At 69.6% G+C, this 22,127-nt stretch carries 16 protein-coding genes; 3 read left to right on the top strand and 13 right to left on the bottom strand.

The window, feature by feature from the left end; genetic code table 11:
* Window positions 1-125 precede the first annotated feature (125 nt).
* Complete coding sequence (locus C7R54_RS03000; RefSeq protein WP_129148689.1) at window positions 126-1,373, top strand: D-amino acid dehydrogenase; 1,248 nt, start codon at window positions 126-128, stop codon at window positions 1,371-1,373.
* 175 nt (window positions 1,374-1,548) lie between these two features.
* Here the strand turns inward: C7R54_RS03000 and C7R54_RS02995 are convergent, their stop codons facing one another.
* The 6 genes from C7R54_RS02995 to C7R54_RS29125 all read right to left on the bottom strand — a co-directional run bounded on the left by C7R54_RS02995 (window position 1,549) and on the right by C7R54_RS29125 (window position 12,368).
* Window positions 1,549-1,770 (bottom strand): hypothetical protein, encoded by a 222-nt coding sequence (locus tag C7R54_RS02995; RefSeq protein ID WP_192903574.1) that lies wholly within the window; start codon window positions 1,768-1,770, stop codon window positions 1,549-1,551.
* A 102-nt stretch (window positions 1,771-1,872) separates the two neighbouring features.
* Window positions 1,873-5,070, bottom strand: a complete 3,198-nt coding sequence (locus tag C7R54_RS02990) for an error-prone DNA polymerase (protein WP_377813590.1) — start codon at window positions 5,068-5,070, stop codon at window positions 1,873-1,875.
* 123 nt (window positions 5,071-5,193) lie between these two features.
* Window positions 5,194-6,651, bottom strand: coding sequence for a Y-family DNA polymerase (locus C7R54_RS02985; RefSeq protein ID WP_240039406.1), 1,458 nt, complete (start codon window positions 6,649-6,651; stop codon window positions 5,194-5,196).
* Window positions 6,581-7,306: a translesion DNA synthesis-associated protein ImuA gene (gene imuA / locus C7R54_RS02980; RefSeq protein ID WP_129148686.1), complete on the bottom strand. Its 726-nt coding sequence runs from the start codon at window positions 7,304-7,306 to the stop codon at window positions 6,581-6,583. Before imuA ends, C7R54_RS02985 begins: the two co-directional genes overlap by 71 nt.
* A gap of 179 nt (window positions 7,307-7,485) precedes the next feature.
* Window positions 7,486-7,635, bottom strand: a complete 150-nt coding sequence (locus C7R54_RS28800; RefSeq protein ID WP_158021135.1) for a hypothetical protein — start codon at window positions 7,633-7,635, stop codon at window positions 7,486-7,488.
* 20 nt (window positions 7,636-7,655) lie between these two features.
* Window positions 7,656-12,368: a DEAD/DEAH box helicase gene (locus C7R54_RS29125; protein ID WP_240039348.1), complete on the bottom strand. Its 4,713-nt coding sequence runs from the start codon at window positions 12,366-12,368 to the stop codon at window positions 7,656-7,658.
* 59 nt (window positions 12,369-12,427) lie between these two features.
* On the opposite strand from C7R54_RS29125, the gene C7R54_RS02970 reads away from it, so the two are divergent.
* Complete coding sequence (locus C7R54_RS02970) at window positions 12,428-13,339, top strand: LysR family transcriptional regulator (RefSeq protein WP_129148685.1); 912 nt, start codon at window positions 12,428-12,430, stop codon at window positions 13,337-13,339.
* A gap of 303 nt (window positions 13,340-13,642) precedes the next feature.
* Window positions 13,643-14,938 (top strand): NAD(P)/FAD-dependent oxidoreductase, encoded by a 1,296-nt coding sequence (locus tag C7R54_RS02965; RefSeq protein WP_129148684.1) that lies wholly within the window; start codon window positions 13,643-13,645, stop codon window positions 14,936-14,938.
* A gap of 48 nt (window positions 14,939-14,986) precedes the next feature.
* Here the strand turns inward: C7R54_RS02965 and umoC are convergent, their stop codons facing one another.
* The 7 genes from umoC to C7R54_RS02930 all read right to left on the bottom strand — a co-directional run bounded on the left by umoC (window position 14,987) and on the right by C7R54_RS02930 (window position 22,114).
* Complete coding sequence (umoC, locus tag C7R54_RS02960; protein WP_129148683.1) at window positions 14,987-15,466, bottom strand: lysozyme inhibitor LprI family protein; 480 nt, start codon at window positions 15,464-15,466, stop codon at window positions 14,987-14,989.
* A gap of 184 nt (window positions 15,467-15,650) precedes the next feature.
* Window positions 15,651-16,352 (bottom strand): isochorismatase family protein, encoded by a 702-nt coding sequence (locus tag C7R54_RS02955; protein WP_129148682.1) that lies wholly within the window; start codon window positions 16,350-16,352, stop codon window positions 15,651-15,653.
* A 4-nt stretch (window positions 16,353-16,356) separates the two neighbouring features.
* Window positions 16,357-17,577, bottom strand: coding sequence for an FAD-dependent oxidoreductase (locus tag C7R54_RS02950; protein ID WP_129148681.1), 1,221 nt, complete (start codon window positions 17,575-17,577; stop codon window positions 16,357-16,359).
* A gap of 8 nt (window positions 17,578-17,585) precedes the next feature.
* Window positions 17,586-18,086: a (2Fe-2S)-binding protein gene (locus C7R54_RS02945; protein ID WP_240039347.1), complete on the bottom strand. Its 501-nt coding sequence runs from the start codon at window positions 18,084-18,086 to the stop codon at window positions 17,586-17,588.
* Window positions 18,083-18,946 (bottom strand): FAD binding domain-containing protein, encoded by an 864-nt coding sequence (locus tag C7R54_RS02940; RefSeq protein WP_129148680.1) that lies wholly within the window; start codon window positions 18,944-18,946, stop codon window positions 18,083-18,085. Before C7R54_RS02940 ends, C7R54_RS02945 begins: the two co-directional genes overlap by 4 nt.
* Window positions 18,946-19,806: an SRPBCC family protein gene (locus C7R54_RS02935; RefSeq protein ID WP_129148679.1), complete on the bottom strand. Its 861-nt coding sequence runs from the start codon at window positions 19,804-19,806 to the stop codon at window positions 18,946-18,948. The genes C7R54_RS02940 and C7R54_RS02935 overlap by 1 nt, the downstream gene beginning before the upstream one ends.
* A gap of 10 nt (window positions 19,807-19,816) precedes the next feature.
* Window positions 19,817-22,114, bottom strand: a complete 2,298-nt coding sequence (locus tag C7R54_RS02930; protein ID WP_129148678.1) for a xanthine dehydrogenase family protein molybdopterin-binding subunit — start codon at window positions 22,112-22,114, stop codon at window positions 19,817-19,819.
* Window positions 22,115-22,127 lie beyond the last annotated feature (13 nt).

Below are 22,127 nucleotides of genomic sequence, written 5' to 3'. Positions count from 1 at the left end.
CTGAGGAAAACCCAGTTTGGCCCGCTTGCCATATCCAAAGGTTATGCCATCTCGCGGCTTTGGCATTTGCGGGGGGGCCGCGCGAAGTCCAGAATCGGCGCAGACGGTTCTTTCAGGATGATTTCATGCGCGTATGCGTGATAGGCGCCGGTGTGATCGGGGTGTCCTCTGCCTATTTTCTGGCCCGCCAGGGCTTCGACGTGACGCTGGCGGATGCGCGGGAGCGGCCCGCCGAGGTCTCCAGCTTTGCCAACGGCGGCCAACTGAGCTACAGCTATGTGGCGCCGCTGGCCGGGCCGGGCGTGCTGCCCAGCGTGCCGAACTGGCTCTTGCGGGCCGACTCGCCGCTGCGTTTCCGGCCGCGACTGGACCCGCATCAATGGCGCTGGTGCCTGGATTTCGCGCTGGCCTGCCGCGCGGCCGTGGCGCGCGCTTCCACGGCCGAACTGTCGACCCTGTCCTATCTGAGCCGCGATGCCATGCACGGCCTGCTCGCGCAGGACCCGATCGAGTTCGGCCATGTGCGCAACGGCAAGCTGATCGCCTATCGCGATGCCGGCCTGCTTGAAAAGGCGCGCCGCCTCGTGGCCTATCAGGCGGCCCATGGGGCCGAGCAGTCGGTGCTCTCGGCCGAGGAAACCCTGGCGCTGGAGCCCGCCCTGGGCGGCATGCGCCGGCAATTGGCGGGCGCCATCTACACCCCCAGCGAGGAAAGCGGCGATTGCCGCCTCTTCACCGAGGGCTTGTTCGAGCGCCTGAAGACGCTGCCGAACGTGACCTTGCGCATGGGCACGAATGTTCGCGGCCTGCGCCGGCGCGGCGCCGACATCGCCGCGGCCGACACCGACAGGGGCGAGATCGAGGCCGACGCCTTCGTGGTGGCGTCGGGCCTGGGCAGCCGCGCGCTGCTGCGGCCGCTGGGCGTGAACGTGCCCCTGTATCCGCTCAAGGGCTACAGCCTGAGCGTGCCGCTGGCGCGCAAGGACGAGGGGCCCGCCATCAGCGTGACCGATTACGAAAGGCGCATCGTCTATGCGCGCATGGGCAAGACGCTGCGCATCGCGGCCATGGTCGATATCGGGAGCGCCGACGCCGCCATCGATCCGCGACGCATCGACCTGCTCAAGCGCCAGGTGGCCGAGGTCTTCCCGCGGCTGGACCTGGATGCCGCGACCGCCTGGGCCGGGCTGCGGCCGGCCACGCCAGGCAGCAAGCCCATCATCGGAGCCAGCCGGGCGGCGCGGAATCTATGGTTGAACCTGGGCCAGGGCGCGCTGGGGTTCACCCTGGCCTGCGGCAGCGCCGCGTTGTTGACGGCCCAGATGGCGGGCGTGCCCACGCCCATCGATGCCGCGCCTTTCCTGCCCGGATGAGGCGGGGCGGGTAGTCCGCCGGCCTGGTCTTGCGCCGCCCCGCGCTCGTTTCGAGCCCGGGGCGGCGCGGCCGGCGGGGTGGTTCTACAGCCGGATGTGCGTGGCGTACGAGAGCTTGCTCAGCCTTGCGCGCCCACGGCGTGCAGCGACATGCCGATCAGCGCGGGCGTGCCCATCAGCGCGACTTGTGCATGTCCTTCTGATGCGTGCCGCTGCCGCTCTGCGACGCCTGGCCCTGGCTGCCTGACGAACGTTGCTGGCCGGGTTGCTGCTGCTGGCCCGGACGGTTCTGCTGCTGTTGTTGCTGCGAGCGCTGCGATTGCTGGTTCTGTTGCTGACCATGCTGGCCTTGTTGGTCTTGCTGCTTCTGGCCTTGCTGATTCGATTGCTGGTTCATCATCAACTCCTGAGCTTGACGGGACCGCCAGGATGGCGGGCTCATGCGGACGAATTCCGCATGAGCCTCTTACGCGAGCAAGCGTTATGCCCTTGCTGAGCGTCAATGAAAATCGCGGCTGCGCGTATTCAGCGTGCCCAGCAAGGGCGTGAGGTCCACCAGGCGTCGCGCGATCAAATTGCGCACTTCGTTCACGTTCTGCCAGATGCCATAGATGCCCAGCAGCGAGGCCCCCAGCAGTTCCTTGCGCTGGCTTTCTATCAGCTCCGGGCGGATGACGGCATTGACCGCGCCGGTCTCGTCCTCGATGGTGACGAAGATGGTGCCGTTGGCGGTGCCGGGCCGCTGGCGCACGGTGACGATGCCGCACGCGCGCGCCAGGCGCCGGTCGGGATAGGTATGCAGGACCTGCGCGGTCTCGAAGCGGCGCGCGCGCAGCGTCTCGCGCAAGAGCGCCAGCGGATGGCGATTCAACGTCAGTCCCAGGGCCCGGTAATCCTCGACGATGGTCTGGCCTTCGTCCGGCGCCAGCAGGTCCGGCACGGCGTCCTCGACGATGGCGGCATCGCGCAGCAGGCCCCGCGCGGGCGCGCCGGCGGCCGCGGCCCAACGCGCCTGGCGACGGTGGCCGGCGAGGGTGCGCAAGGCATCGCCGGCGGCCAGCACGTCGAGTTCGTGGCGCTTCAGGTCGGCCCGCCGCGCCAGGTCCTCGCTATCGCGCAAGGGCGCGGCGGCGCGCGCCGCGCTGATGCGGTCGGCGGTCTCTTGCGACATGCCCTTGATGAGGTTCAAGCCCAGGCGCACGGCGGGACGGGGTTCGGAACCGGTCTGCGGCGCATGCCGCGAGCATCGCGCGCCTTCGATGGCGGCGACGGGGCCTGCGTCCGTCGCGGCATGGACCAGCGTGCATTCCCAATCGCTATGCATCACATCCACCGGCAGCACGCGCACGCCATGGCGGCGCGCATCCTGCACCAGCTGCGACGGCGCATAGAACCCCATGGGTTGCGAGTTGAGCAGCGCGGCCAGGAAGGATTCGGGCTCATGGCGCTTGAGCCAGGAACTGACATAGGCCAGCAAGGCGAAGCTGGCGGCGTGGCTTTCCGGAAAACCATATTCGCCGAAGCCTTCGACCTGGCGGAAGATGGCCTCCGCGAAGTCCTTGGCATAGCCATGCGCGAGCAGGCCGCCGATAAGCTTGACGCGGAATTTGTCGACGCCGCCCTTGCGCCGCCAGGCCGCCATGGAACGGCGCAGTTCGTCGGCCTCGCCGCCCGTGAAGCCGGCCGCCACCATGGCGATCTGCATGACCTGCTCCTGGAAGATGGGCACGCCGCAGGTGCGCTCCAGCACGGCCTTGACCTTCTCGCTGGGATACGTGATGGGTTCCAGTCCCTGGCGGCGGCGCAGGAAGGGATGCACCATGCCGCCCTGGATGGGGCCGGGCCGCACGATGGCCACCTCGATGACCAGGTCGTAGTACGTTTGCGGCCGCAGGCGCGGCAGCATGGTCATCTGCGCCCGCGATTCGATCTGGAAGACGCCCACCGTGTCGGCGTCGCTGATCATCTGGTACGTGTCGTGATCCTCCCGCGGCACGTCCTGCATGGAGAAAGGCCGGCCCCGGCGCCGGCTGACCATTTCCAGCGCGCGCCGGATCACCGACAGCATGCCCAGCGCCAGCACATCCACCTTGAGCAGGCGCATGGCGTCGAGATCGTCCTTGTCCCACTGCACCACGCTGCGGCCGGCCATGGCCGCGTTCTCGATGGGAACCAGGCGCGACAGCTTGCCGCGCGCGATCACGAAGCCGCCGGGATGCTGCGACAGGTGGCGGGGAAAGCCCAGCAACTGCGTCGCCAGCGCGGCCCATTGCCGCGCGACCGGCGACTCGGGGTCCAGTCCGCAGGCGCCGAAGCCTTGCAGCAGCGCGCGCCGGTCGTCCCACCATTGGTGGGCCTTGGCCACGGCGTCGATGATGGCGGGGTCCACGCCCAGCGCCTTGCCGGTGTCGCGCAGCACGCTGCGCGGGCGGTAGCTGATGACCACGGCGGTGAGGGCGGCGCGCGGACGGCCGTATTTACGGTAGATGTACTGGATGACCTCCTCGCGGCGCTGGTGCTCGAAGTCGACGTCGATGTCCGGCGGCTCGTTGCGTTCCTTGCTGATGAAGCGTTCGAACAGGCTGTTGCCCTGCGCCGGGTCGACCTCGGTGATGCCCAGGCAATAGCAGACCGCCGAGTTGGCGGCCGAGCCGCGGCCCTGGCACAGGATGCCTTGCTGGCGCGCGTACAGGACGATGTCGTAGACCGTGAGGAAATAGGCTTCGTAGTGCAGGTCCTGGATCAGCGCCAATTCCTTTTCGATCTGCGCGACCACCGCCGGCGGGGTGATGGCGCCGAAGCGCCGCCGCGCGCCCAGCCAGGTCTGCTCCCGCAGATAGCTGGCCGGCGTGGCGCCCTTGGGCACGATTTCATCGGGATATTCGTAGCGCAATTCGTCCAGGCTGAAGGTGCAGCGGCGCGCGATGTAGAGCGACTGGCGCAAGGCGGTCTCGGGGTACAGGGCGCCCAGGCGCAGGCGGGAGCGCAAATGCCGCTCGGCATTGGCGGCCAGCGCGTAGCCGCACTCGCGCACCGGCTTGCCAAGACGGATGGCGGTGATCGTATCGTGCAGCGGCTTGCGTGAGCGCAGGTGCATTTCGACCTGGCCCAGCGCGCTCACCGGCAAACCGCTGGCCTGCGCCGCCGCGTCGACGTGGGCGCGGTGCAGGTCGTCGCGGTTGAAATGCTGCAAGGTCAGGCCCAGCCAGGCGCGTCCGGGGAAAATCGCGGCCAGCCACTGTGCCTGGCGCGTCAGCACCTCGGCGGTCGTGCCGTGATCCGGCACCAGGATGGCCAGGCAGTCGGGCATGCCGCGCAGATGCGCGTGGCTGGCGGCGGGGGTTTCCAGGTCCTCGGGCGTCAGGGTGTAGCTGCCCTTTTTCGCCGCGCGGGTGCGGGCCAGTGTGATCAGTTCGGCCAGGTTGCCATAGCCCTCGCGCGTCTGCGCCAGCAGCACCACGTGGATGCCCGAGGACAAGGTGAAGCGGCTGCCGACGATCAAGCGCAGCTTGCTGGCCTTGGCCTGCACATGTGCTCGCACCACGCCGGCCAGCGAGCACTCGTCGGTCAATGCCAGTGACTCGTAGCCCAGTTCGGCGGCACGCTCGACCAGTTCCTCGGGATGCGAGGCGCCGCGCAGAAAGGAAAAATTCGACAGGCAGCAAAGCTCGGCATAGCCGGGCAGGGTCGGCACGATGGCGGAGGTGCCGTCACCGTCGTCGCCGTCATCGTGGCGGTCGTCCTCTTCGTCCAATACCTGCATGATTTATCCCCCTGGCGCCATCACCCGCCGTGCGCGGCTTCCGTCCTTCGCCCCGGGCTAGCCGAACAGCCCGTGCAGAAACCAGCGCCCCTCCTGCCCGTCGCGTTCCCGGTAGATCCAGTAGCGGGCGCCCGCGGCATCCTCGGCGACGAAGTAGTCGCGCAAGGCCAGGTCTCCGTCCCACCAGCCGCTTTCGATGCGTTCCGGGCCGCGCACCAGTGTCAGGGGCGACCCATGGAATGGCCGCTGGTCGCGTACCCGCAGGACATGGGGCGGATCGAGCAGCCAGTAGGGCCGGTCCAGCGCCGGGGCCGGACCGGCGGCGCCCGCCGCGTCATGCGCCTGGCGCCAGCGGTTGGCGGCTTCCGGACGATGGTCGGCGGTTGGACAGGGCACGCGTACGCGGTCGCGCCCAAGCCGCGCGGCCAGGACGTCCAGCAGACGGGCCTGGTCGCCGGCCTGCTGCGCGGGGTCCGGAAACAAGGTGGTGTTGGCGCCGGGCCGCGGCACGGTGTCGGAGGCGTCCAGCACCACCGCGATGACTGGCGCTTCCAGCACTAGCCGGGCCAGGCGCTCGCGCAGCAAGGTTCGCAGATGATCGGCCTGCCACGCGGGCTCGGCCAACGCCAGGTCCAGCGGCGTTGGCGGCCGTGCATGGCGGCCCCGTTCGTGTTCCAGCGCCAGCCGCAGGCGCGGCACGGCCAGCTGGCGCGCCGTCAGCCAGCCGCACAGCGGTTCGAGCAGGCGGCCGGCCACGGCCAGCACGGCGTCGGTGTGCTCGATGCGTTCGATGAGTTCGTGGCGCCGTCGGAATTGCGCCGGCGCCGTCAGCCATGCGTGGACCTGGGGCGCCTGGCCATAGGCCCGGTCCAGGGCCAGGACCAGGTCCGGACCGCAGCGCCGCTGCAGGCCGGCGCGCGGCAGGGCGCGCAATTGCCGCAGCGTCTGGCAGCCTATGCCGCGCAGCCAGTCCAGGTGGGGCCGGGCTTGCGGCAGCAGCCGGCAGGGCAAGGCGTCCAGGCGCCGCGTCAAGGCATCCAGGCGCAGCACCCGGCGGCGGCGCGCCGGGCTTTGCGCCAGCAGCCAGGCGCCGCCGGCGGTGGGCGCCATGGCCAGCACCGCCCGCAGGTCCTGGCTGGCGACCGTGGCGCGCACGCGGCGCAGCAGGCGGCGCGCACCGCCGAAGGCGCGCAGGCTGGCGCCCACGCCCAGCAGGATGGTATCGGCGTCGGCCAGCGCGACTTCGGGCGTGTACTGCAGCAACGCGAGGGCGGTGGCTTGGCGCGCCTCTTCCTCGGCGGCGACGTCGCGCTCCAGCATGATGACCTGCGGGGCGATGGCCGTGACGCCGCCGCGCCGCAGGCCTGGCTGGATGCCAAGGTCCGCGGCGGCGGTCGTCAGGGCCAGGACGCGATCCTGCTGCATGACCGCGCAAGCCGTGCTTTCAAGTGGCCAGGGCGGACGCAGGGCGTCCAGCGCCAGCCTGGGCAGGGATACGGCGATCCAGAGCGGAATGGGCATGCGTGGGCAGGGAGCGTGGCACCAGGGCGGTATCCAGTGCGATGAACAAGGGTTGGGCGCAGACGGGTCCGCGCCGTTTGAGCAGGTTGACGACCAGGCCGCCGCTGACGGTGCGCAGTTCCAGCCGCAAGGGCGCCGGCGATGCCAGGCTGGCGTCGCGTGCCGGTCGCAGGGCGAACAGCAAGGTGCCGCAGCCCTGGGCCGCCAGGTGCAGGCGGCGCAGGGTGGCCGCGGGCACCCGGGGCAGCCAGCACAACAGCGCGGCGCAACTGCCGTTCTTCAGGATCTGCTCGATGGACCAGAGCGCATCGGCTTCGCGCGCGGGGTCTATCCACCACAGGCGGCCGGGGTCCAGGCCCGCGCCGCGCCAGGCGGCGATATGCGGGACACAGGGCGGTTGCACCAGGGCGATCGGACCTGTGGAAGGCAGCGCGGCCAGGGCGGGCTGCAGCAGGCGCAATTCGCCGATGCCCGGCCGCGCCAGCAGCAGTTCGGTCAGGGAGCCGGTGGGCCAGCCACCGTCCGGCAGTTCGCGGGTGAGTTGGGGATGGCCCGTTCGTATCGCGGCCCGCGTGCCGCGCGCGAGCTGCGTCCCGCGCCACAAGGCGGGATGGATGCGCTCGGGGGAGAGGGGGGCGGCGGAAGACATGACACGGACAGGACAGGACGTTGCACTGGATAAATATACAGCATAAAATCACCCCCGCCAGCCGTCCTGGAAAGGGAATAAAAAGGGGCGGACAGGGCCTGTCTTCCCCGGACTTATCAACATCTTCTGTGGACAAGTCTAGGGATAGGTTTTTGGAAAATTTAAAAAGCCCTGTTAAATCAATGGGCTGGATAAATCGCGCCGGATCTGCACGTATTTACCCTGATAAAGGGAGCGACGCCTTTGTCAAGCGGTTTGTTGGCGGCGTCGTCGGTGGCCTCGTCGTTGGCCTCGTCATTGGCGTCGATGTCGGCCGTGTCGCCTTCCATCGACGCTCCTTGACGTCCCTTCAGCCTGGCCGCGACAACGCGGCTTGGGCTTCCCGCCGTTCCTCGGCCGTCAGCGCCGTCAATTCCCGGAAAGTGCCCGCCACCCAGGCAGCCATGGGCAGGCCATCGCGCAGCAGCAGGCGGTTCCCGGCCAGGGCGGGAATCTTTTCTCCCGGCAGCAGGGTGCCGCACAGGTTCAAGGGGTCGACGGCGGATACGGCGATCCAGGCGCCGTCGCCTTCCATCCTGCGCAATCCGCGCAGGATGGGGATGGCCTCGGGCAGGGCGAATTGCTCGCCGGCCAAGCCCGCCACGTAACGGCCGCCGCGGATCTCGCCACGGGCTTCCATCCGGTGCAGGACGGGAAGCAGGTCGCGCCACGGCGGCAACCAGTCGGCTTCGCGATCCAGCAGGCGCCAGAACAGCACGCCATAGCGGCGCAGCAATACGCGGGCAAGGTATTCCAGCTGCGCCGGATCGCTGCGGGGCGGGCGCGCCGTGACGGCCGCGGGGCCGGGCGGCGGCGCCGGTCGCGGCGCATCTCGTGTCGCGATCCCGGCATCAGCCTTGGCAAGCGTTGCTTTTGTCGCATCCGCCGCCTCGGCATACGCTCCTGCCGCGGAGACGGCCGGCGGCGCGCGGCGCACCACGGCCCAGCGGCCGGCCTGGTCCAGGCCGGGCGGGGGCGCCCCGCCGCGCCGGCGCCGGCCGCTGGGCGGTGCGCGGCGGGACGCCGGCAGCAGCAGCGCGCGCAGTCCATCGTAACTGTCCGCCGTGACCAGGCCGGCGGCGACCAGTTCGACCAGGGCATTTTCCAATTCCACCGGCAGCAGGCGTGTGGTGGCCAGCAACTCATCGAAGAACATCGCGCCTTCGGCTCGCAAGGCGTCATGGACGTCGCGGGCCCGCGCCGATAGCGCATCCGGGTCGACCGGCCCGGCCAGGGCCTGCCACGTCGCCAGTTGACGGCGTGGCAGCAGCACGATGGGCGTGGCCCGTACCGTGGCGGCGGCCCCGCGGGCGGGACCTGGCATGCGCAGCCACGCCAGGCGGCCGGCGCGCGCCAGGTCGTCCAGCCAGGCGGGCTGGTAGTCGGACACGCGGGCGGGCAGCAGGTCCGGCTCCCAGGCGCCGGCAGCGGCTTCATAGCCTTCCAGCTGCTCCAGCACATCGCCCAACGCCGCCGCTCCCTGGCCGCGCGTGGCGGGCGCCAACCGCTGCCAGTGGCACAGGAAGCGCATGAATTCCTGGCGCGTCACGGGTTCGATTTCACGCCGCAGATGGGCGATGGTGAGGCGATGGATGCGCGCCAGCAGGTGCCGTTCGCACCACTGTTCCGCCGTGGCCGCCGGCGTGTAGCGGCCGCGCATGATCACGCCTTCCTGTTCCAGTCGCGCCAGCGCGGCGACGCCCTCGGCGGCTGTCAGGGACAGCGGCGCGGTGAGTTCCGCGAGCGTGCGCGGGCCCAGGCCGGACAGGCGCGCGCGCAACAGTTCGACGATGGCGTCCTCGCGTTGACACTGTTCCGGGGCGGCCATCAACGGCGGCTCGGGGATGGCATCGGGATGGATCGCCAGCAGGCAGGGCAGGCGCTCCAGCGCCGTCCACAGGCGCGAGCCATCCGGCAGGGTCAATTGCGTGGCGCGGCCGGACCGCGCCAGGCTGCGCAAGCACGGACGCCAGTCAGCGTCGCCGACGGCAGCGGTGTCCATGGTCGCGGTGCCGGCCGCGGCCTCGCGGCCGGCACCATCATGCGCCGCGCCTGGGGCCGGGTCTGGACGTGGACCTGGACCTGCATCCGCGCCTGTCGGCCCCGGGCCATCGTCCTCGTGGACCGGCGTGCCCAGGCCGGCCGCCTCGTCGGCGGTGACGCAGCCCAGCGTCATCAAGGCTTCGTGCGCCTCGTCCGCGCCGCGCACCCGAGGCCAGGCTTGCGCGGCCACCTCCGCAATGGCCGCGGGATCCAGCGCGCCCAGGTCGTCGTTGCTGGCAGGGTCGGACCAGCGCCGGGCCTGTACCGCACGCGTGCGTCTTTCCTCCAGCGGCGCGTCGTCCAGGAAGGCGTAGGGATTCGCGCCGAGGATTTCCATCGCCAGCGGCGAAGGCGCCGGCAGGTCGCGCGCGAGCAGGGTCACGTCGCCCTGCTCGATGCGCCGGAGCACTGCCAGCCAGCCCGCGCAATCCATGGCCTCGTGCAGGCAATCGTCCAGCGTCTGTTCCACCAGTGGATGCGCCGGCAGCTCGCGTTCGCCGACGATGTTTTCGAGGCAGGCCGCCTGGTCGGGAAAGACCGCCGCAAGCAGGTCCTCGCTGCGCATGCGCAGCAGCTGCGGCGCCAGCTTGCGGCCGCCGCTGTAGCGTGGGATGGCGAGCGACGTGGTGGCGTTCCAGCGCCAGCGCGCATTGAACAACGGCGCGTCGAGCAGGGCCTGTACCAGCACGTCGCGCGCCGTTGCCGCGCGCAGGTACTGCCAGACCTCTTCAAGGGGAAAGCTGTGGCTGGTGGACAGCGACAGCACGATGGCGTCCTCGGTGGCGGCGGCCTGCAATTCGAAGTTGAAGGTGCGGCAGAAGCGCTTGCGCAGGGCCAGGCCCCAGGCCCGGTTGATACGGCTGCCGAAGGGCGCGTGCAGTACCAGTTGCATGCCGCCCGATTCGTCGAAGAAGCGTTCCAGCACCAGCACGTCCTGGGTCGGCAGCGCGCCGAGGGCGGCGCGCGCGCGCGCCAGGTATTCGACGATCTGGCGCGCCGCGCCCGCGGCGATGCCGGTTTCACCGCATAGCTTGTCGATGACGCCTTGCAGGTCGATCGAGGAGGGTTCGACCGTGGTGGCCGTCATGGTGGCCGTCATGGAGGCATGATGGCCCACGCCGTCCACCGCCGCGGCAGCCTGGTCCGCGGCATGATGGTCCGCGGCATGCGTCGCATCCCGCAGCCAGCCATCCACCCGTGCGCGCAGCCGCGCGACCGCTTGCGACAGCTCGTCGCTGCGGCCCGGCGCCTCGCCCAGCCAGAACGGGATGCTGGGCGCCATGCCGTGCGCGTCCTCCACGCGCACGCGCCCCGTTTCGATGCGCAGGATGCGATAGGCGGTGTTGCCCAGCTGGAACACGTCGCCGGCCAGGCTTTCGACGGCGAAGTCTTCGTTGACAGTGCCGATCTGCTGGCCTTGCGGTTCGAGCAGCACCGCATAGTCGGCATTGTCGGGGATGGTCCCGCCCGAGGTCACCGCGGTCAACTGGCTGCCGCGCCGTCCGCGAACCGTCCCGCTGACCGTATCGCGGTGCAGATAGGCGCCGCGCACGCCGTGGCGGCTGGTGTAGCCCTGCGCCAGCATGCGCAGCACCGCGTCGTAATCCGCGCGCGGCAGGTCGGCATAGGGCTCCGCGTGGCGCAGCAAGGCGTAGAGCGCGTCCTCGGACCATTCCTGGTTGGCGACTTCGGCCACGATCTGCTGGGCCAGCACGTCCAGCGGCGCGCGCGGCACGCGCAGGGTGTCCAGCTCGCCGCGCCGCACGCTGTCCAGCAGCGCGGCGCATTCGATCAGGTCGTCGCGCGACGTGGGAAAGAGCCGGCCCTTGGAAATGCCGCCCACCTGGTGGCCCGCCCGGCCCACGCGCTGCAACAGGGCCGCGATGGCGCGCGGCGAGCCCACCTGGCAGACCAGTTCGACCTCGCCGATATCGATGCCCAGTTCCAGCGACGCGGTCGCCACCAGCACCTTCAACGCGCCGCGCTTCAGGCGCTGCTCCGTATCCAGCCGGGTTTCCTTGGACAGGCTGCCGTGGTGCGCCGCCACGGCTTCCGCGCCCAGGCGTTCGGCCAGATGGCGCGCGGCCCGCTCGGCCATGCGCCGCGTATTGACGAAGACCAGGGTGGTGCGATGCGCGGCGGCCAGTTCCGCCATGCGGTCGTAGACCCGTTCCCAGACGTCGTTGGCCATCACGGCTTCCAGCGGCACGGGCGGGATTTCCAGCGCCAGGTCGCGGGCCCGGCCATGGCCGATATCGACGATGGCGCAGTCGGCGGGCGTGCCGTCGGCGTCGCGGCCGACCAGGAAGCGGGCCACGGCCTGCAAGGGCTTTTGCGTGGCGGACAGGCCGATGCGCACTGGCGGCCGGGCGCACAGGGCGTCGAGACGGGCCAGGCTGAGCGCCAGGTGGCTGCCGCGCTTGCTGCCCGCCACGGCGTGGATTTCATCGACGATGACCGAACGCACGCCGGCCAGCATGGCGCGGCCGCCGGCCGATCCCAGCAGCACGTAAAGCGACTCCGGCGTGGTGACGAGGATATGCGGCGGTTGGCGCCGCATGGCCTGCCTGTCCTTCTGCGGCGTGTCGCCGGTGCGCACGGCGCTGCGGATGACGGGCGCCGGCAGTCCGCGCGCCGCCAATTCCCCGGCGATGCCTTCCAGCGGCGCCTGCAGGTTGACGCGGATATCGTTGGAGAGGGCCTTCAACGGCGACACATACAGCACCAGCGTGGCGTCGGGCAAGCGGCCGTCCGCGGCCACGCCCATGCGCACCAGTTCATCGATGGCGGCCAGGAAGGCGGTCAGCGTCTTGCCCGACCCCGTCGGCGCCGCCACCAGGGTAGGGCGTCCGCCATGGATCAAGGGCCACGCGCGCTGCTGGGCAGGCGTGGGCCCGTCATACGTACGATGAAACCAGGCCGCGACCGCCGGATGAAACAAGGCATCCAGCACGTCGGCCTCGGTGGAGAGGGCGCTCATGCCCCCTTATATCGGGGCAATTCCCGATGCGTCAATGCCGGGCGGGTATCATTCTTCCCATGAAGACCACCCTGGACGAAATGCAGACCTTCATCGCGGTCGTCGATGCCGGCTCCATCACGGCGGCCGCCGAACGCCTGGGGCAGACGGTGTCGGCCGTCAGCCGGACGCTGGGACGCCTGGAGCTGAAGCTGGAGACCACGCTGCTGCACCGGACCACGCGGCGGCTTGCGCTGACCGAGGAAGGGCAGCTTCTGCTGGGCGAGGCGCGCCGCGTCGTCGAGTCGGTCGAGGCCATCGAGGAACAGATGGCCCTGCGGCGCCAGCAGCCGGCCGGCCTGCTGCGCGTGAATGCCGCGTCGCCCTTCATGCTGCATGTCATCGTGCCCCTGGTCGGTGAATTCCGCCGGCAATATCCGCAGATCGAACTCGCCCTGCAATCCAACGACCAGATCATCGACCTGCTCGAACAGCGCACGGACATCGCCATCCGCATCGGCACCTTGCGCGATTCGACGCTGCACGCCCGTCCGCTGGGCAGCAACGCGCTGCGCATTCTGGCCAGTCCGGCCTACCTGGCCCAGCGGGGCAAGCCACGCAGCGCGGAAGACCTGGCGCGCCACAGCCTGCTGGGCTTCACCGAGCCCGATACGCTGAACCACTGGCCCCTGCGCCATGCGCTGGGCGACAGCCTGCATATCCGTCCGCAGGTGGCGGCTTCCAGCGGAGAGACGCTGCGCCAGCTGGCGCTGGCCGGCGAAGGCCTGGTCTGCCTGGCCGACTTCATGTCGCACGAGGACCGCCGCCGGGGCGACCTGGTGCAGGTGCTGGCGCGCGACACCGTCGATGTCCGCCAACCCATTCATGCCGTCTACTATCGCAATACGCAGCTGGCCGCGCGCATTGCCTGCTTCCTGGACTACGTGGCGCAGCGGCTGCAACGCGACGGCAGGGTGAGCCGGGCCGCCTAGCGCGGCTGATGCGGCTGATGCGCCTGATGCGGCCTGGCGCCACCGCGCGGCCGCGCGACTGCAAATGCACGGCGAGCGAGACGCCGACCACCTGACGCGGCTCAAGTATGAGGATGAGGGCGGCCCGGTATTTTTGCAGTGCAGCAAATTGGCGTATCCTCTGATTCACGGCCGTGCGCGCGACCCGTCGCGGCCATGCTTGCCCGTATATGCACCTACGTGCACATACGGGCACATACTTGCACATACTTGCCCGTACCTGCCAGCGCTTGCATCAAGGTCTTGCATCAAGGAATCCGCATCATGAGCGACACTCCCTCCGCGTCCTCCTCTCCCCCCGCATCCCGCGCCGCCGGTCGCCACCGCGTGGTCGTCGTGGGCGGCGGCTTCGGCGGCCTGGAGGCCATCAGCCGCCTGAAGGGCGCCGACGTCGACATCACGCTGATCGACCGGCGCAATCACCACCTGTTCCAACCCTTGCTCTACCAGGTCGCCACCGCCTCGCTGGCGACCTCGGAGATCGCGTGGCCCATCCGTTATCTGCTGCGTGACCGGCCCGAGGCCAGCACCCTGCTGGCGACGGTCATCGGCGTCGATACGCAGGCGCGCGAGGTCCTGCTGGAGGATGGCGGCCGCGTTCCCTATGACTCGCTGGTGCTGGCGACCGGCGCGCGCCACGCCTATTTCGGCCACGACGACTGGATGCCATATGCGCCCGGCCTGAAGACCCTGGAGGACGCCACCATGATCCGGCGCCGCATCCTGCTGGCCTTCGAGCGCGCCGAACGGGAAACCGATCCGCGCCGCCAGGCGGCGCTGCTGACCTTCGTGGTCATCGGCGGCGGCCCCACCGGCGTGGAGCTGGCCGGTACCATCGCCGAGATGGCGCGCGTCACGCTGCCGCCGGATTTCCGCCGCATCGACACGCGCCGCGCGCGCGTGCTGCTGATCGAAGGGGGACAACGCCTGCTGAGCGCGTTCGATCCGTCCTTGTCGGACTACGCCAGGCAGGCCCTGGAAAAACTGGGTGTCGAAGTGGTGCTGGGCCAGACGGTGTCCGAATGTTCGGCGCAAGGCGTGGTCTATGGCGACACGCGGCTGGAAGCCGACACGGTGCTATGGGGCGCCGGCGTGCGCGCATCGCCGGCCGCGGAGTGGCTGGGCGCTCCCGCCGACCGGGCCGGCCGGCTGCTGGTCGAGCCCGACCTCACCGTGCCGGGCTACCCGGAGATCTACGCGGTGGGCGATACCGTCAGCATCGCCGGACCGGATGGCGCGCCGGTTCCCGGCATCGCGCCGGCGGCCAAGCAGCAGGGGCGCTACGTGGGCGCGGCCATCAAGGCACGCCTGCGCGGCGCTCCGCCGCCGGCACCATTCCGCTACAAGCACAGCGGCAACCTGGCGACGATAGGCAAGCGCAAGGCGGTGATCGACTTCGGCCGCATCAAGTTGCGAGGGCCGCTGGCATGGTGGATCTGGGGCATCGCCCACATCTACTTCCTGATCGGCATGCGCAACCGCCTGAGCGTGGCGCTGAGCTGGCTATGGATACACACGCGCGGACAGCGCAGCGCGCGCCTCATCACGCAGGGCAAATAGCCCCCGCTGCGCGAGCCTGAAATCCGGCCCTTGCCACGCGCGCCCCGCTCAACCGGATGACAGGATGCTGGTGCGCCAGCGCGTCAGCTTGACCAGGCAGGCCGCCTCCATGTCGCCGGCGCCGCTGCCTCCCATGGCCGCCGCGCCCTGGCGCTTGCATTCGGCATCCCGGAACTTGACGAAGGCCTTCTGGGATTCCTTCAGCGTCGATATCGCCTTGGGCGTTCCGGCCGACTTGACGTCGCGCAGGCTCTTTTCGAGGTCGCCATAGGAGGCGACCATTGCCTTCTCGGCGACGCGCTGGGCATCGCCCAGGCAATGACCGAGGGCGGTGCGGGGCTTGTCCCCGACTGCATTCTGGCATTCGGTGAGCGGATCGAGAATCACCGGGCCGGGACCCATGACCAGGGCGCCGGGCGGCCGGGCCGGCACGGTCTCGGCGATGGAACCGGCCGCGATGAGGGCGGCCAGCGTGGCGCTGCCGATCAGCAGCCAGGCGGGGCGGGAGAGGGGGTATCGGTAGGCCATGATGCTCCTGCTCGGTGGAAGGCGCGGGAGAGAGTCGGCGCCCGGACATTGTAGGTAAATCCGGGCGCGACGTCGTTCCCCACGCGCGAATCGCACGGGGAATCAAAACCTTTTTACCCTTGATGAATGTTTGACGCGGGATCGGCGGCGCCGGCGCGCCGGGATCCCGCCCCTGCGCGCCGGCTCAACGGCAAGCCAGCAGCAGCTTCACCAGGTCCCCCGTGGGCATGACGTCCGCGTACTTGCTCGCCATGTCGAACAGGTTCACCGCATGGGACACCTGGGAGCGGTCGTAGACGGCGTCCTGCGGAACCACCACCTTGTAGTTCAGCGCGCAGGCATCGACGACGGTGGCTCGCACGCATCCGCTGGTGGTGCAGCCCGTGACCACCACCGTGTCCACCCCCAGGCCGACCAGGTAGCTCGCCAGCGCGGTGCCGTGGAATGCGCTGGCCTGGTACTTGGGTATCAGGATGTCGCCCTGCCGCGGCGCTGCCTCCTTGACGAAATCGTAGTCGGGCGCCGACACGTCCATGACGCCGGGGACCTTGGCCTCGAACTGGCCGCGGTCATGCGGGCGCTTGGGCGCGACATGCGGGTACAGGACGGGCGCGCCCATCTCCCGGAATGCGCGCAGCAGCCGCGCGATCTGGGGGACGGCGCGCCACCCGTATTCGCCGCAGCTCGTCGGCATGGTCTGGATGGCCTGTTCGATCGGCACGGGCTCGTAGCCCATCGACCGGTATTGCACGTCGATGACCAGCAGGGCCGGACGCTTGCCTATCCCGGTCGGCGCTCCCCAGCCGGCGCGCTGATAGATGTCGAGTTCCCGGTCGGGAATGATGCCGTCCCAGGGACGGACGGGTTTTTCCACTGCTTCGGTCATGATGTCAGATCTCCACGGCCGTCGCGTCATATTGGAGCAGCCAGTCGTAGCGCTCGCGGACCGCCTGCGCCGACCAGTGCGTGTCGATATAGGGCCAGGCGGTTGCCGCCGCGGCCAGGTCCGGATGATGGAATATGCCGAACATTTTCAGCGATGCCTCCTTCGTGCGGTTGGCGCGCTCGATGCGCGCGCGGTCGTAGCGCGCGAGGGCCGCTGGAATATCGTCCGGCCCCTGCTCAAGGCAGCGCGCAAGCACATAGGCATCCTCCATGGTCATGTTGACGCCCATGCCCAGGTAGGGCGTCATCGAGTGGCAGGCGTCGCCGACCAGGGTCACGCGGCCCTGGGACCAGGCCTGCAAGGGGTCGCGGACGAACAAGCCCCAGCGGAACAGGTTCTCTGACCCGACGAACAGGTCGATGATGTCCGGGTGCCAGCCCTCGAAATCGCGCAGCGCGTCCGCGAGGTCGCCTTTCTCCGACCAGGATTCGGTGTGCCACGTGTCGCTGTCGACCTGCGCGGAAAAGCTGACGAACATCTCGCCGTTCTTCTGCACGGGATACGTGGTGACGTGCGCGGTGGGACCCACCCAGGTCGATGCCAGCGGCTCGCGATGCTGCGGCTTGAGCTTGTCCATGGGCGTGAGGCCACGCCACGCCAGGGCGCCCGTATAGCGCGCCGGCGCGGGTCCGAACATGGACTGGCGCACCCGCGAGTGCGCGCCGTCGCAGCCGATCACGACGTCGCCTTCGATATGGCTGCCGTCGTCCAGGAGCAGGCGCGCGCGGCCGTCGACCGTCTCGGCGCCGACGGAGCGCACGCCGAAATGCACGGCATCCGGCTTGATCGCCACGACGGCCTCGTACAGCACGCGCTGCAATTCCGAACGCAGCACCTGGATCAGCGTGTGGTCGGCCCGCGACGGGTTGGCGTCGCGGTTGTAGACGGACTTTCCTTCGCCGGTCTTCCAGTACCGTATGAGCCTGTCCTGGGGCGGCAGGTTGATCCGCTCCAGCTTTTCCTTCAGGCCCAGGGCGGCCATGACTTTCGCGCCATTGGCGGAAATCCACAAGCCGGCGCCGACTTCGCGCAGTTCCGGGGACTGCTCGTAGATGTCGACGTCGTAACCTTTTTTCAAAAGCGCCAGCGCCAGGGTCAGCCCGCCCATGCCTGCGCCGGCGATGATCGCGTGCGTTCGAGGCGGGGTGTGGTTGGAGTCGGACATGGGTTCTCCTATTGGTAATGTGAAGGGTTCTGCACGAGATCCATGATGGCTTCAAGGATCTTCACGTAGCCGGTGCATCTGCAAATATTGCCGCGCAGGTAGTGGCGAACCGTCTCCTCGGAGGGGCGTTCATGACGCGCCAGCATGGCCTTGACGGCGAGGATCATGCCGGGCGTGCAGAACCCGCACTGCAAGGCGCCGTGCGCGATGAACGCGCGCTGGACGGCGTCCAGCCGCTTGCCGTCCGCCAGGCCCTCGATGGTCGTCACCTCGCGGTCCTGCGCGTCCGCGCACAGCGTGGTGCAGCTGGACGTGGGGTTGCCGTCCACCAGCACCGTGCAGGCGCCGCAGACCTGCACGTCGCAGGAGCGCTTGGTGCCGGTGAGCCGCAGTCGCTCGCGCAACACGTCGATCAACATCTCCTGCGGTTGGATGTCGAGGGAGGCGGGCGCGCCGTTGACCTTGAAGTCCACGCGCATCATGGGAAATTCGTCGTTGGTCTGGCTCATGGCAGGCACGCTTTGAGGGCACGTTCGGCAAGGACGGATACGAGGTGGCGCTTGTAGTCGGCGCCGCCATGGAGGTCGTCGTGGGCATCGAGGGCCCGCGCATCGGCGTCGACCGCGGGCCGCAGGCGCCGCCATATTTCCTCGGCGGGAAGGCCGGCGTCCAGGGACGCGGCGGCCTCCTCGGCGCGCGCCAGGCGGGTCGGGCAGGCGGCGATGGCGCCGGCCCACAGGCTCAGCCGCTGCGGGTTATCGGTCGACCAGACCGCGCCCACGCCGACGGCCGGGCGCTCCGTATGCCCGAAGGCGCGGTAGGCGGAGCGCGTGCCCGCGGACTGCGGCGCGATCTCGATCGACGTCAGCAACTCGTCGTCCGCGCGCGCCGTCGCGAACTCGCCCAGGTGGAAATCGCGGCAGGGGACTTCGCGCTCCCCGTTCGGGCCGGCCAGGACCACCCAGGCGTCCAGCGCGCAGAGCAGGGTGGGCGCGTCCGCGTGCGGCTCGGCGAAACAGAGGACTCCGCCCAGGGTGCCGGCCATCCGCACGCGGATGTTGGCGACATGTTCGCTGAGCTCGGCGTAGCCCGGCAGGGACGCGCGGATGACGGGATCGTTGGCGATGCTGTCGTGCGTCGTCAGCGAGCCTATCGATATCGTGCCGTCGTCCCTCAGGCGCACGCCCTTCAAGCCGGGGATCCGCTTGATGTCGATCACATGCTCGTAGCGCAGGACGTGCGCCTTCAACGCGACCAGCAGTTCGGTGCCGCCGGCGTGGAAGGTGGCGGCGTCGCCGTGCTCCGCCTTCAGCGCGATGGCCGTGGCGAGATCCGCCGGCCGGTGCAGGAAGAATGGCTGGGCGCGCATCAGCCGGCTCGCTTTCCAAGGCTGGCGGCGATGCCCAGCAGGGGGGCGGCCAGCCACCACCAGGGCGACTGGCCCAGCGCGACCGCTCCATGGGCGACGCCCAGCGCCACGGCGACGTTGATGCCCAGCCTGGGCCACAGGAAGACCAGTTCGATGGCGCCGCCCGGGGCGCGATTGGACGGCGCGGCGCCCGCCGGCGCAATAGGCCGGGGCGGCGATGCCTGCGCTCCTCGTGTCCCTGCCTGTGGGTCGGGGACCGCGCGCGGCGCTTCGGCGGCGGCCGATATACCCGATACGTCCGGTGTCGCCGATACGCCCGATTCCCCGGCGCCGGTCCGCGCCGGCAAGGCCGCCATGGCGTTTCCGGACGCCGCCCCGGCGGCCGGTGGCGTACCGCCATCGAGCTGCGCCAGCTCCGCCCGCAGGCGTGCCTCGAACTCGGCGAAGAGCTGTTCGGAGCGCTTGCGCACGATGGGGTAGCCCAGCGAGGCCAGGCGGCCCGCGACCTGCATGCTGGCGCTTACGTCCAGTTTGCAGCGCACGTCGTCGCCGTCGCCCTGCTCCTCCAGGTTGACCACCATCCGGACATCGATGGAGGTGCCCGTGGCCTTGTCGCTGCCCACGGCCGTCAGGCTGACCTGCCGCTCGATCTCATAGGTGTCGATGTCGATGCGGGTGGGAACGTCCAGCTTGAACGGTCCTATCTTCTGCCGCATGACCGCGGAGAACACCTTGAGTTTTTCAACTTCCTCGACATTCTCGCAGCCGGGAATGAGCGTGGCGACCCGCTTTACGTCGAAGAAGATGGCCCACAGTTGCGAGGCGGTCGCGGGCAGTAATGCGTCGATTCTGAAGTCCATGGCGTCGGTGTTATTCGTCTGTCGGATTTTTTTCTTGCAGCGCGCGCCAGACGCGCTCGGGCGTCAGCGGCAGTTCCTTCACGCGTATGCCCCAGCCCTGGAACAGGGCGTTGGCCACGGCGGGCGCCACGGGCAGGATGGCGCCTTCGCCGCCGCCGCGCGCGCCGAACGGTCCAGGCCCGTCGCCGCTCTCTATCAGGGTGGTTCCCACGTGTTCCGGGACCTCTTCCATCGTCGGCACCTTGTAGTCGAAGAGGGTGCCATTGACGACCTGGCCGTCCGCGTAGATGTATTCCTCGGACAGCGTGTGGCCCAGGCCCATCACCATGGCCCCTTCGTCCTGGCCCTCGGCGGCCTTGGGATTGATCACGTGCCCCAGGTCGGCGGCGCCGCTTGCCCGCAATATCCGGATGGCGCCCGTGCCCTCGTCCAGCGCGATTTCGAATGCGCCGGCGCCGGTCTCCCAGAACAGCGGCTGCAGCTTGAAGCCGCCATCGCGGGTGTTGGGGTTCACGCGTCCCACGCCCAGGAATTCGCCGGCGGCCATGCCATTGAAGCGGCGCAGGAGTTCGATCAGCGCGATCGATTCCCCCGGTCCTTCGACGGCGCCTTCGACCAGCCGGTAGTCGGCCGCGTTGCCGCCCAGCACGTCGGCGGCGACGTCGCGCACCTGGCGGATGATGTCTTCGCAGGCCATCTGCACCGCCAGGCCGATGATGACGGTGGAGCGGCTGGCGCCCGTGCCCCAGTCATACGGCGCCTGCAGGGTGTCCGGCTGCGCCACGGCGATCATCTTCAAGGGCTGGTTCAGCGTCCTGGCGGCCACGATGCGGAGTACGCCGCGGCTTCCCTGGCCGATCTCCACCGTATTCGCGGAAACGTTGACCGACCCGTCCGCGCGCAGGCGGACGATGGCCCCGCCGATGGGCATGATGCCGGGATCGGTCGCGCCCACGGCCACGCCCATGCCCCGGCGCCCTTGGTGCGCGGGCTCCGGCAGGCGCTTGAGCGTGTCCACGGCGGCGCGTAGCGACCGCCGCATGTCGACGTCCAGGGGCCTCAGGTCGTGCTTCAGCGTCTGGCCTTTTTGCGCCATGTTGAGCATTCGGAATTCGACCGGGTCTTGCCCCAGCGCGGCGGCCATGATGTCCATCTGCGACTCGGTGGCCCAGACCGCCTGCGGACCGCCGATGGAGCGGAACGCGGCGCCGGGCACCGTGTTCGTGTAGACGCCGACGGCTTCCAGCCGCAGATTGGGGATGTGGTAGGGGCCGATGGCCCGGATCGCCGCCTTGACGGCGATGGCGGGGCCCGTGTCCGCGTAGGCGCCGCCATTGACGACCGCGCGGACGGCTTTCCCGACGATCCTGCCGTCGCCGTCCACCGCCGTCTTCAGCGTCACTTCGGCATCCAGGCGCCGGCAGGTGAGCATGGACTCGGCGATGGTCAGGCAGACGCGGACAGGCGCGCGCGCTTTCCAGGAAAGCGCCGCCACCAGGGGGTCGATCTTGACCGATGCCTTGCCGCCGAACCCGCCGCCCACGTAGGGCGAATGCACCCGCACGCACGACAGCGGGATGCCCAGGATCTCCGAGCAGACGCGCTGGATCGCCGTGGGGGTCTGGCCGCCGCTCCATATCTCCAGCGAATTGCGCTGCCAGTGCGCGATGCAGGCGTGCGGCTCCATGGCGTAATGGAACACCATGGGGAAGGTGAAAGTATCCTCGAAAACGCGCGCGCCGCCCGCGAAGACCGCATCCACGTCGCCGCTTTCATAGGACCATTGCTGGAACTGGTTGGTGCCCTCGACGGGCGTGCAATGTCCGCGGAAGTAATAGTCCTTGAGCACGTCCATCCGCTCGTGGACCAGCGCCGCGCCCTCGGCCAGGGCTTCCCGGGCGGTGGTCGCGTGCGGCAGCGTCTCGTAGGCGACGACGATGGCATCGACGGCCGCTTCGGCGCTGGCTTCGTCCACCGCGGCCACCGCGGCGACGGGGTCCCCGACATACCGGACCTTGTCCAACGCGATGACGGGGCGGTCGCGCAGCGACAAGCCCCAGTGGGTCTCGGTGCCCGGCAAGTCCTTCAGGTCGTCGCCCGTGAGTATGGCCACGACCCCGGGAATGGCGAGCGCGGCGCTCACGTCCAGCCTGGCGATACGCGCGTGCGGCACGGTGCTGCGCAGGATTTTTCCGTGCAGCATGCCGGGTACCGTGACGTCGCTTGCGTAGATCGCCGCGCCCGTGACTTTTTCCAGGTAGTCGGCGCGAGGCTCGGTGCCGAGCGAAAACGGCTGCTTCGAATGCATGGCGAGGGTCCGG

This window comes from Achromobacter aloeverae, from assembly GCF_004121055.1.
GTDB classification, from domain to species: Bacteria; Pseudomonadota; Gammaproteobacteria; order Burkholderiales; family Burkholderiaceae_B; genus Bordetella_C; species Bordetella_C aloeverae.
The sequence above is the reverse complement of the archived record's forward strand: the minus strand, read 5'-3'. Positions and strand labels throughout refer to the sequence as shown.

Excerpts from the sequence above, each read along its gene's own strand:
- C7R54_RS03000 (WP_129148689.1), top strand. The coding sequence starts at position 126 with ATGCGCGTATGCGTGATAGGCGCCGGTGTGATCGGGGTGTCCTCTGCC.
- C7R54_RS02995 (WP_192903574.1), bottom strand. The coding sequence starts at position 1,770 with ATGAACCAGCAATCGAATCAGCAAGGCCAGAAGCAGCAAGACCAACAA.
- imuA (WP_129148686.1), bottom strand. The coding sequence starts at position 7,306 with ATGTCTTCCGCCGCCCCCCTCTCCCCCGAGCGCATCCATCCCGCCTTG.
- C7R54_RS28800 (WP_158021135.1), bottom strand. The coding sequence starts at position 7,635 with ATGGAAGGCGACACGGCCGACATCGACGCCAATGACGAGGCCAACGAC.
- C7R54_RS29125 (WP_240039348.1), bottom strand. The coding sequence starts at position 12,368 with ATGAGCGCCCTCTCCACCGAGGCCGACGTGCTGGATGCCTTGTTTCAT.
- C7R54_RS02970 (WP_129148685.1), top strand. The coding sequence starts at position 12,428 with ATGAAGACCACCCTGGACGAAATGCAGACCTTCATCGCGGTCGTCGAT.
- C7R54_RS02965 (WP_129148684.1), top strand. The coding sequence starts at position 13,643 with ATGAGCGACACTCCCTCCGCGTCCTCCTCTCCCCCCGCATCCCGCGCC.
- umoC (WP_129148683.1), bottom strand. The coding sequence starts at position 15,466 with ATGGCCTACCGATACCCCCTCTCCCGCCCCGCCTGGCTGCTGATCGGC.
- C7R54_RS02955 (WP_129148682.1), bottom strand. The coding sequence starts at position 16,352 with ATGACCGAAGCAGTGGAAAAACCCGTCCGTCCCTGGGACGGCATCATT.
- C7R54_RS02950 (WP_129148681.1), bottom strand. The coding sequence starts at position 17,577 with ATGTCCGACTCCAACCACACCCCGCCTCGAACGCACGCGATCATCGCC.
- C7R54_RS02945 (WP_240039347.1), bottom strand. The coding sequence starts at position 18,086 with ATGAGCCAGACCAACGACGAATTTCCCATGATGCGCGTGGACTTCAAG.
- C7R54_RS02940 (WP_129148680.1), bottom strand. The coding sequence starts at position 18,946 with ATGCGCGCCCAGCCATTCTTCCTGCACCGGCCGGCGGATCTCGCCACG.
- C7R54_RS02935 (WP_129148679.1), bottom strand. The coding sequence starts at position 19,806 with ATGGACTTCAGAATCGACGCATTACTGCCCGCGACCGCCTCGCAACTG.
- C7R54_RS02930 (WP_129148678.1), bottom strand. The coding sequence starts at position 22,114 with ATGCATTCGAAGCAGCCGTTTTCGCTCGGCACCGAGCCTCGCGCCGAC.